A 10469-nucleotide genomic window follows, 5' to 3' on the forward strand; every position below is an offset into this window, starting at 1 on the left:
CATGCTAGCCGCCCCTTGGGCGTCCGGCTTATAGTGCACGTCGCGCCAGTCCAGCCAGACCGCAGGATTACAGCTTGTCCAACGTCACTCCGCCAGCCTCTGTGAGCAGCACCCAACCGGCGCCCGGCTCGTCCCTGCGCGGAACCTTGAAAGGCGCGCTGGCGACACTGGTGCTGTTGCTGCTGGCGCTGCTGTTCTGGCAACTGCTCGATCAACTGCGCGAAACCCAGAAAAACCAGCGCCAGTACACCATCGACTACACCGCCGACCTCGCCGCTCAGGTCAGCCTGAACATGGCGTTGAACGCGCAGATCGCCCTCAACCTGCTACCGATCGTCGAACAACCGCAGTCGGCCGACGAACAGCAGGCACTGCTGCGCAAACTTCAGAAATCACTGCCCGACCTGCGCAGCCTGGCCCTGCTCAGCCCGTCCGGAAAGATCCTCAGCGACAGCGCCGCCGACAGCCATGACGCCGATTACCTCAGCGATCTGGTGCGCCGCAGTCGCGCTCAGGCGCATTACTTCAGCAACGACGAAGACGGTTCGGTGGTGCATCTGCTGCTGCATCAGGCCAGTGGCAGCACTCGCGGTTACTGGGCGCTGCGGCTGACACCCACCTTCTTTAAAGCACTGACCAAACAAGGCGAAACAGGCATCCGTCCTCTGTGGCTGGTGGAAAACCGCATCAACCATCAGATCATCAGCCGCGACGAAGCGATGCCCATCGGCAGCACCAGCGTCCTGACCCCGGACGATCTGGCCAACAGCGTGCTGACCGTTCCGCTGAGCAGCAGCGACTGGCAACTGCGTGGCCTGTTCGACCGCCAGCATGTGCTTGAACAACTGCTGCCGGCGTTCATCGGCAAATGCCTGCTGGGCCTGGCGCTGTCGCTGCTGCCGTTTATCGCGTTGCTCAACATGCGTCGCCGTCAGCGTCAGGTGCATGAAGGGCGTCGGCGTTATCAGGATATTTTCGAAGGCACCGGCGTGGCGTTGTGCGTGCTGGATCTTTCGGGGCTCAAACAGGTTTTCGAAAGGGCCCAGATCCAGACCAGCGACCAGCTCAAAGCCTGGCTCGACCAGCCGGCACAGCGCCAGCAATTGCTCCACGAACTGCGGGTGACCGAGGTCAACCAGGTCGCGCTGCAACTGCTCAACGTCAATTCCTGCGACCACGCCTGGCAACTGTTGATCGACGGTCAGCCGCACAGTCAGTGCGCCATCGGCAATCAGGTGCTGGACGCCGTGCTCCAGCAGCAAAAGCAGCTGGAACTGGAAATCAAGCTCCCGGACATCAATGGCCGCGACCAGCACCTGTGGCTGGTGCTGCGCCTGCCTCAGGAACAGCACGACTACAAGGCCGTGATCCTGAGCATCAACGACATCACCAGCCGCAAGCTGATCGAACTGTCGCTGCTGGAGCGCGAAGGTTTCTGGTCGGACGTGGTGCGTACCGTGCCGGATCATCTGTACGTGCAGGACGTGATCAGCCAGCGGATGATTTTCAGCAACCACCACCTCGGCCAGACCCTGGGCTACAACCGCACCGAGCTGCATCAGATGGGCGAGTACTTCTGGGAAATTCTCCTGCACCCGGAAGACGCCGACTATTACCATCGCTCGCGGCAGATGCAGCGTCACGCCGGTTACAGCCAGTTGCTGCAATGTCAGTTGCGCTTCCGTCATCGCGACGGCGAGTGGCGGCGCTTCGACATTCGCGAACAGGCGCTGGCCCGGGACAAGCACGACCAGGTCACGCGGATCATCGGCGTGGCCAAGGACATCACCGAGCAGATCGAAGCCAGCGAGTCCCTGCGCGACAGCGAACAACGCTACCGGATGCTCGCCGAAAGCATCAGCGACGTGATTTTCTCCACCGACAGCAAGCTGTCCCTGAACTACGTCAGCCCCTCGGTGCAGGCAGTGCTGGGTTATGACGCCGAATGGATTTTCCAGAACGGATGGCAATCGACCATCGCCAACCCGCAGCAACTGAGCGGCATCTATCACCTGATGGATCGCGTCAGCAAAGCCCTGGGCAAACCCGAGCAACTGGTGATTTTGCGCAGCCAGGTGCAGACCCAGCTGTTCCTGTTCGACTGCCTGCGCGCCGACGGTCGCAAGATCCCGATCGAACTGCGTCTGGTGCTGGTGTGGGACGAGCATGGCGCCTTCGAAGGCGTACTCGGGGTCGGTCGCGACATCAGCCAGCAACGCCGCGCCGAGAAAGACCTGCGGATGGCGGCCACGGTATTCGAGCACTCGACCTCGGCGATCCTGATCACCGACCCGGCCGGTTATATCGTCCAGGCCAACGAGGCGTTCAGCCGGGTCAGCGGTTACGCGGTGGGTGAGGTGCTCGACCAGTTGCCGAACATGCTGACCGTCGACGAACAGCAGGACGCGCACCTGCGCTACGTGCTCAAGCAGTTGCATCAGCACAGCACCTGGGAAGGTGAAGTCTGGCTCAAGCGCCGCAACGGCGAGCACTACCCGGCGTGGGTCGGCATCACCGCCGTGCTCGATGACGAGGGCGACCTGGCCAGTTACGTGTGCTTCTTCAGTGACATCAGCGAGCGCAAGGCCAGCGAGCAGCGGATTCACCGCCTCGCCTACTACGACGCCCTGACCCACCTGCCGAACCGCACGCTGTTCCAGGATCGCCTGCACACCGCGCTGCAATCGGCCGAACGGCAGAAGTCGTGGGTGGTGCTGATGTTCCTCGACCTCGACCGTTTCAAACCGATCAACGACTCCCTCGGCCACGCCGCCGGCGACCGCATGTTGAAGGACATGGCCACGCGCCTGCTCGCCTGCGTCGACGATGACGACACTGTGGCGCGCATGGGCGGCGATGAGTTCACCTTGTTGCTGCAACACCGCTCCAGCCGTGAAATGGCGCTGAACCGGGCGATTCACGTAGCGGAACAGATTCTTGGCAGCCTGGTGCGGCCGTTCGTGCTTGAAAGCCGCGAGTTCTTCGTCACCGCGAGTATCGGCATCGCCCTGAGTCCGCAGGACGGCAACGAACTCAGTCAGTTGATGAAGAACGCCGACACCGCGATGTACCACGCCAAGGAACGCGGCAAGAACAACTTCCAGTTCTACCAGGCCGACATGAACGCCAGTGCGCTGGAGCGTCTGGAACTGGAAAGCGACTTGCGCCATGCCTTGGAGCAAAACGAATTCGTTCTGTATTACCAACCGCAATTCAGCGGCGACGGCAAACGCCTGACCGGCGCCGAAGCCCTGTTGCGCTGGCGCCATCCGCGTCGCGGGCTGGTGCCGCCGGGGGATTTCATCCCGGTGCTCGAAGAACTCGGGCTGGTGGTGGACGTCGGCGACTGGGTGATCAGCGAAGCCTGTCGCCAGCTCAAGACCTGGCACCAGAGCCGCGTGCGCGTGCCGAAAGTCTCGGTGAACATCTCGGCGCGGCAGTTCTCCGACGGCCAGCTCGGCACGCGGATCGCCACGATCCTGCGCGAAACCGGCCTGCCGCCGGCTTGCCTGGAGCTGGAGCTGACGGAAAGTATCCTGATGCGCGAAGTCAGCGAGGCGATGCAGATCCTTGCCGGGCTGAAGAATCTCGGCCTGAGCATTGCGGTCGACGACTTCGGCACCGGTTACTCGTCGCTGAACTACCTCAAGCAGTTCCCGATCGACGTGCTGAAGATCGACCGCACCTTCGTCGATGGCCTGCCGTCCGGCGAGCAGGACGCGCAGATCGCCCGGGCGATCATCGCCATGGCCCACAGCCTGAATCTGGCGGTAATCGCCGAGGGCGTGGAAACCCATGAGCAACTGGACTTCCTGCGCGAGCATGGCTGCGACGAGGTTCAGGGTTATCTGTTCGGGCGGCCGATGCCGGCGGGACGGTTCGAGGCGCAGTTCAGTAACGACGCGCTGTTCATGTTTGACTGACATCTGCGGTGCGGCCTTCGCGAGCAGGCTCGCTCCCACAGGAATTGATGTCGATCACGAAATCTCAGGCCTGCCTCGATTACTGTGGGAGCGAGCCTGCTCGCGAAGAGGCCTTCAAAAGCACCGCACATCTGTCATGAACGCCACTTGTCTGCGACATGATGTCGTTTCATATGCCATCCAAAACCCGTTGGGTTAGAATGCCCCCCTTTTCTGCCCCCCGATCCTTGAGGACCGCCATGTTCAGCCGTGATTTGACTATTGCCAAGTACGACGCCGATCTTTTTGCCGCCATGGAGCAAGAAGCCCAGCGCCAGGAAGAACACATCGAGCTGATCGCTTCGGAGAACTACACCAGCCCAGCGGTGATGGAAGCTCAAGGCTCGGTACTGACCAACAAGTACGCCGAAGGCTACCCGGGCAAGCGCTACTACGGTGGTTGCGAGTACGTCGACGTTGTTGAACAGCTGGCCATCGACCGCGCCAAGGAACTGTTCGGTGCCGACTACGCCAACGTCCAGCCGCACGCCGGTTCGCAAGCCAACGCCGCTGTCTACCTGGCCCTGCTGTCGGCCGGTGATACCATCCTGGGCATGAGCCTGGCCCACGGCGGTCACCTGACCCACGGCGCCAGCGTGTCCTCCTCCGGCAAGCTGTACAACGCCATCCAGTACGGCATCGACGCCAACGGCCTGATCGACTACGACGAAGTCGAGCGTCTGGCTGTCGAGCACAAGCCGAAAATGATCGTGGCCGGTTTCTCTGCCTACTCGCAGATCCTCGACTTCCCGCGTTTCCGCGCCATCGCTGACAAGGTGGGGGCGTACCTGTTCGTCGACATGGCTCACGTGGCCGGTCTGGTCGCCGCTGGCGTCTACCCGAACCCGGTTCCGTTCGCTGACGTGGTGACCACCACCACCCACAAGACCCTGCGCGGTCCACGGGGTGGCCTGATCCTGGCTCGCGCCAACGCCGACATCGAGAAGAAGCTGAACTCCGCCGTATTCCCGGGCGCCCAGGGTGGCCCGCTGGAGCACGTGATCGCCGCCAAAGCGATCTGCTTCAAGGAAGCCCTGCAGCCTGAGTTCAAGGCTTACCAGCAACAAGTGGTGAAAAACGCCCAGGCCATGGCCAGCGTGTTCATCGAGCGCGGTTTCGACGTGGTTTCCGGCGGTACTCAAAACCACCTGTTCCTGCTGTCGCTGATCAAGCAGGAAATCTCCGGTAAAGACGCCGACGCCGCTCTGGGCAAAGCGTTCATCACCGTGAACAAGAACTCCGTGCCAAACGACCCACGCTCCCCGTTCGTCACCTCCGGCCTGCGCTTCGGTACTCCGGCCGTGACCACTCGCGGCTTCAAAGAGGCTGAGTGCAAAGAGCTGGCTGGCTGGATCTGCGACATCCTGGCAGACCTGAACAACGAAGCGGTGATCGACGCCGTTCGTGAGAAAGTCAAAGCCATCTGCAAGAAACTGCCGGTATACGGCGCTTAACAAGTCCGCACTACCGCTCAAGAAAAGCCCGATCAGAAATGATCGGGCTTTTTTTTGCGCGAACAACAAGCGAGGGGCAGCCTCGACTTTCAGGATTAAACAACTACTTAACCAAACAGCACTACAAACAATTTGATGCACACTTACCCTTCACCACCAACTCTAAAACAGCACATGATCCAAACCTGCACATGAGCAACAAAGCTCCTGCTTCCCAAAATAAATCAAATGGATATTGAGAGAGCAACATGAGTACTGACCGACAAAAATCCTTTATTGCAATTGTTGGCATCCAAACCAATCTGGTGCATTTTCTTGACGTGGTAAATGGCGAGAAAGCAACCGTAAACTCGTCCATGTTCAGTGGCGGGCACTTCACTGGAAAGCCGCAATCACGTGATGACTCACACCGTTTGAGCTTACGCCCGGAACCCCGTCTAACCTTGTATTTCAGGTACACCGACCGGGGATACAGGCTCTATATCCGCACCCCTGGACCTTATTACGGAAAATGCCTGGGTATTGACAAAGACGGGATCCTGGGAGCATTCGCTCCTGATGGTTCGAGTTTTTATCAACTTATAGGAAAGCAGGGGAACACACTCTCGATTGAGGACCACCAATCAAACAAGTTGGAGGCATATCTACAAGTCTCAGGATCGCCAAGCTTGCTGCATACACACCGGTTACACGATTCAAAGTTCACTTATTTCGCCGACAAAGGCGGCAAGCCCTTCAAATTCAATCTTACAATCATTGAGCGAAACGCCCCTTACATTAATCATCCCGACGAAATCTGATCACTTCGAAAGTTATTCTGCAGCCGATCTCTCTTATTGGTCGGTACATGGGACTGCACCTGAAAGCAGATACCTGCCTCCAGATGACTGGCCAGATAAATCCGCCATCTTCAGTCCCCGTTGCGATCACTCACGACTCCTGCAGCGGTACTCGACTATTAAACCCTTGAGCCTTTTGCATGACCGATGACACAAAAATAACCACTGGTCAGACCGGTCATGCCATTTTTGTGTTTTTCACTTGCAGCCCGAGAAAAACAGCGCCTAGACTGCACCCGCACTGGACATACCGGTAAGACCACAATAATTAAGTCCTGAATCTGTGCGCTCCGCGCACGGCAGCCAGGACACCGACCAGGATTCCTCCCATGCTCAGATGGTGCTCGCGTTCAATCTTCCTCCAAGTGGTTCTCGGACTGATGCTCGGCATCGTCTGCGGGCTGACCCTTCCTGAATACTCGGCCCAGCTCAAACCGCTCGGCGACGGTTTCATCAAACTGATCAAGATGCTCATCGGCCTGATCGTGTTCTGCGTGGTGGTCAGCGGCATCAGCGGCGCGGGCGATCTGAAGAAGGTCGGGCGTATCGGCCTCAAGTCGGTGATCTACTTCGAAGTGCTGACCACCATCGCCCTGGTGATCGGTCTGGTGTTCGCCTTCACCACCGGGATCGGCAGCGGCGCCAACATCCATCTGGAGCAACTGTCCGCCGCCGACATGGGCGACATCGCCGAACGCGGCCAGCACATGCACACCACCACTCAGTTCCTGATGGACCTGATTCCGACTTCGGTACTCGGCGCCTTTGCCGACAACAACATCCTGCAAGTGCTGTTGTTCTCGGTGCTGTTCGGCAGCGCGTTGAATCTGGTGGGCGAAGCAGCTTCCGGAATCTCGCGGCTGATCAACGAACTGAGCCATGTGATCTTCCGCATCATGGGCATGATCGTGCGTCTGGCACCGATCGGCGTGTTCGGCGCCATCGCCTTCACCACCAGCAAATATGGCCTTGATTCCCTGCAACACCTGGGCAGCCTCGTCGGCTTGTTCTACCTGACCTGCATCGCCTTCGTCGCGCTGATTCTCGGTCTGGTGATGCGCCTCTCGGGCCTGCGCATGTGGCCGCTGCTCAGGTACCTGCGTGAAGAACTGCTGATCGTCATGGGCACTGCGTCCTCCGATGCCGTGCTGCCGCAGATCATGCGCAAGCTGGAACATCTGGGCATCGGCAGCTCGACCGTCGGCCTGGTGATTCCCACCGGTTATTCGTTCAACCTCGACGGTTTCTCGATCTACCTGACCCTGGCCATCGTGTTCATCGCCAACGCCACCGGTACACCGCTGGCCATGACCGATCTGCTGACGATTTTGCTGGTATCGCTGATTACCTCCAAAGGTGCCCACGGCATTCCGGGTTCGGCGCTGGTGATTCTCGCGGCGACGCTGACGGCCATCCCGGCGATTCCGGTGGTCGGTCTGGTGTTGGTGCTGGCGGTGGACTGGTTCATGGGCATCGGCCGGGCGCTGACCAACCTGATCGGCAACTGCGTTGCCACCGTGGCCATCGCCCGTTGGGAAAAGGACATCGATGTGCAACGGGCGAACAAGGTGCTCAACGGCGAGCAGGGCTATAACTTTCAGCCGAGAAAAACCGTCGCTCAAGCGGCAGCCAAAGAATTCTGAATGACCGCCGTGCCTGCGCCAATGCAGGCACGGCACATGGAGCGAACCCGTGATTACTTCATCAACTGTCGTCAACTCAGTGGTAGAAAAACTTCGGGCTGCGCTGGCCCGTGGTCAGTGGCGCTCCGGCGAGATGCTGCCGGGCCAGCGCGAACTGGCCGAACAACTGGGCATCAGCCGCCCGAGCCTGCGTGAAGCGGTGATCGTGCTGGAAACCCTCGGTCTGGTGCGCTCGATGCCAGGCAAAGGCGTGGTGGTGCTCGACGCCCAGGCCAGTGACAGCCAAAGCCACGACAGCGCGGTAGCCGGCGCCAGTCTCGAAGACGTGCTGCAACTGCGTTACACCCTCGAGCCGTTCATCGTCGGGCTGGTGGCGCAGTCAATCAGCAGCAAGGAAGTCGGGCAACTGCGCCTGACCCTGATGGACATGCGCGAAGCTCTCGAAGCCGGCGACAGCGAAGCCGGCGTCAGCGCTTACATCGCGTTTCACGAAGAACTGTTCACCCTGACCTCGAACCCGATTTTCCAGAGTGTGGTGCAACAGACCAGCAACGCCCTCAAGCAAAGCGCCGAAGTGCTGCGCAATTCGCCGGAGCACCTGGCCGAACGCCTTGAAGAAAACGAAGCCGTGGTGCGCGCGATCCGCAGCAAGAACAGCGCTCAGGCCAGCGCCGAAATGCGCCGACACATTTTGCGTGAAGGCCAGCGGATGGGCATCGAGCTGAACATTCCGGATGACAACCTGAGCCACTGAAACGCCTCAAACTGGAGACCGGCCATGAACAGTCTTGCCACGCCGTCGCACCCTCGCCCGACCTCGACGGCCCTGCCCTTCTCCCGCCTGCACGCGCCGGTGGACGATCTGTATCCGCGCCTGTTCGACGCAATCCTCGAACAGCGCCTGAATGCCGCCAGCCGCTTCACCGAAGAAAGTCTCAAGCAGATGTTCGGCGTCAGCCGCGCCGATGTGCGTAGGGTGCTGATCCAACTGTCCCACGAACAGATCATCGTGCTGCGGGCCAACCATCGGCCGCGTGTTGCTGCGCCGGACGCCGAGCAGACACGTCAGGCACTGCACGCCCGGCGTCTGGCCGAGAACACGCTGGTTCGATTGGCTTGTCAGCATGCGCAGGCTGAAGATCTGAAGCGCCTGCGCGCCTTGATCGAAGGTGAGCGCCAGGCTGTGGATAAAGATCGACGGGGCGCAGTCATTCGCCTGTCCGGGGAGTTTCATTTGCAGCTGGCGAAAATGGCGCGGAATGCACCGTTGGCGCATTTTCTCGGCACGCTGGTGCCGCTGACCTCACTGGCGATAGCGCGATGCGGTAAGCAGACGCACAGATGTTGCGCATGGGAGGAACACTTTGAAATTGTAGAGGCGGTGGAGCGCGGAGATATCTCAAAAGCCGGCATGCTGATGAATCGGCATCTGGATCACCTTGAGCAGACGTTGCTGGGTTCAGAATCTGAATATTGTGTTGCTGGTTAGAACGCCTTCGCGAGCAAGNTCGCGAAGAGGCCCTTCGAGCCTCCACAAATTCAGTTTTGCTGTGCAGCCACCCTGGCAAACCCCGCCCGGATTTTCTCTTCCGGCAAATCGTCGGCGATAAACACGATCACGCTTTCTCGCGTTTCGCCTTCCGCCCACTCGGTGTCCCAGTCGAAGCCGTAGAGTTTCAGCACACCCTGAAACACCAGCCGCCGATCTTCACCGGCAATGTTCAGCACGCCTTTGTAGCGCAGCAATTGCTTGCCGTGATCTTCCAGCAATTCATTCATGAACTCGCTGAGCTGATCGATATCCAGCGGCTGGTCAGTGCGCAGCACCAGACTGGAAATCCGGTCGATGGACGGCGCCTTGCTGACCGGTCGCAGACTCACCCCGCCGCCGAGATCGGCGTTCAGGTTGAAACCGCGCACATCGAGCAACTCGGCCAGATCGATGTTGCCGTGCTCTACCACGCGGATCGGTGCGCGGCGGTTGATGCGGGTCAGGCGTTCGCTGAGCGCCGTGAACGCGGCCTCGTCCACCAGATCGGTCTTGCTCACCAGCAAGCGGTCGGCAAAACCGATCTGCGCTTGGGCAATGGTCTGGGTCAGATGCAGTTCGGCATGGGCCGCATCCACAAGGGTGATGATGCCGTCGAGCAAATAGCGCTCGCGCAGTTCTTCGTCGATGAAAAAGGTCTGTGCTACCGGGGCCGGGTCGGCCAGGCCGGTGCATTCGATGACCAGCCGATCAAAGGCGATTTCGCCGCTGTCCAGCCGTTCGAGCAGCTGGTACAGGGCCTTGGTCAGGTCGGTGTGGATGGTGCAGCAGACGCAGCCGTTGGCCAGGGTCATGACTTGCACCGGCTCGTCGCCCAGTAGTTGGGTGTCGATACCGGCGTCGCTGAATTCGTTTTCGATCACGGCGATTTTCAGGCCGTGCTCGGCTTTCAGCATATGGCGCAGCAAAGTGGTCTTGCCGGCGCCGAGGAAACCGCTGAGTACCGTTACAGGTATTGGAGAAGACAACATCGATCCCCTTCACAAAATTGATGAGCAACACAAAACAAATGTGGGAGCGGG

7 protein-coding genes are annotated in these 10469 nt (G+C 59.8%); 6 read left to right on the forward strand and 1 reads right to left on the reverse strand.

Going from position 1 to position 10469, the window contains the following annotated elements; genetic code table 11:
* The first annotated feature begins 74 nt into the window (after nt 1-74).
* From ACTJK9_RS21240 to ACTJK9_RS21265, 6 genes are all read left to right on the forward strand, one after another.
* Nucleotides 75-3923 carry a bifunctional diguanylate cyclase/phosphodiesterase gene (locus tag ACTJK9_RS21240; protein WP_440815997.1) on the forward strand — a complete coding sequence of 1283 codons (3849 nt, stop codon included), beginning with the start codon at nt 75-77 and terminating at the stop codon, nt 3921-3923.
* 239 nt (nt 3924-4162) lie between these two features.
* Complete coding sequence (gene glyA, locus ACTJK9_RS21245; RefSeq protein WP_085612605.1) at nt 4163-5416, forward strand: serine hydroxymethyltransferase; 1254 nt, start codon at nt 4163-4165, stop codon at nt 5414-5416.
* 248 nt (nt 5417-5664) lie between these two features.
* Nucleotides 5665-6216 (forward strand): hypothetical protein, encoded by a 552-nt coding sequence (locus ACTJK9_RS21250; protein ID WP_221398136.1) that lies wholly within the window; start codon nt 5665-5667, stop codon nt 6214-6216.
* A gap of 368 nt (nt 6217-6584) precedes the next feature.
* Nucleotides 6585-7898 (forward strand): C4-dicarboxylate transporter DctA, encoded by a 1314-nt coding sequence (locus ACTJK9_RS21255; protein WP_085612603.1) that lies wholly within the window; start codon nt 6585-6587, stop codon nt 7896-7898.
* A gap of 49 nt (nt 7899-7947) precedes the next feature.
* Complete coding sequence (locus tag ACTJK9_RS21260; RefSeq protein ID WP_039771741.1) at nt 7948-8652, forward strand: FadR/GntR family transcriptional regulator; 705 nt, start codon at nt 7948-7950, stop codon at nt 8650-8652.
* Nucleotides 8653-8676: 24 nt separating this feature from the next.
* Nucleotides 8677-9387, forward strand: coding sequence for a GntR family transcriptional regulator (locus tag ACTJK9_RS21265; protein WP_221398137.1), 711 nt, complete (start codon nt 8677-8679; stop codon nt 9385-9387).
* 50 nt (nt 9388-9437) lie between these two features.
* Here the strand turns inward: ACTJK9_RS21265 and yjiA are convergent, their stop codons facing one another.
* Nucleotides 9438-10418, reverse strand: coding sequence for a GTPase (gene yjiA / locus ACTJK9_RS21270; RefSeq protein ID WP_409348311.1), 981 nt, complete (start codon nt 10416-10418; stop codon nt 9438-9440).
* Nucleotides 10419-10469 lie beyond the last annotated feature (51 nt).

It is taken from the genome of Pseudomonas sp. 22082 (assembly GCF_052046055.1).
Lineage (GTDB): Bacteria > Pseudomonadota > Gammaproteobacteria > Pseudomonadales > Pseudomonadaceae > Aquipseudomonas > Aquipseudomonas pharyngis.

Excerpts from the sequence above, each read along its gene's own strand:
- glyA (WP_085612605.1), top strand. The coding sequence starts at position 4,163 with ATGTTCAGCCGTGATTTGACTATTGCCAAGTACGACGCCGATCTTTTT.
- ACTJK9_RS21250 (WP_221398136.1), top strand. The coding sequence starts at position 5,665 with ATGAGTACTGACCGACAAAAATCCTTTATTGCAATTGTTGGCATCCAA.
- ACTJK9_RS21255 (WP_085612603.1), top strand. The coding sequence starts at position 6,585 with ATGCTCAGATGGTGCTCGCGTTCAATCTTCCTCCAAGTGGTTCTCGGA.
- ACTJK9_RS21265 (WP_221398137.1), top strand. The coding sequence starts at position 8,677 with ATGAACAGTCTTGCCACGCCGTCGCACCCTCGCCCGACCTCGACGGCC.
- yjiA (WP_409348311.1), bottom strand. The coding sequence starts at position 10,418 with ATGTTGTCTTCTCCAATACCTGTAACGGTACTCAGCGGTTTCCTCGGC.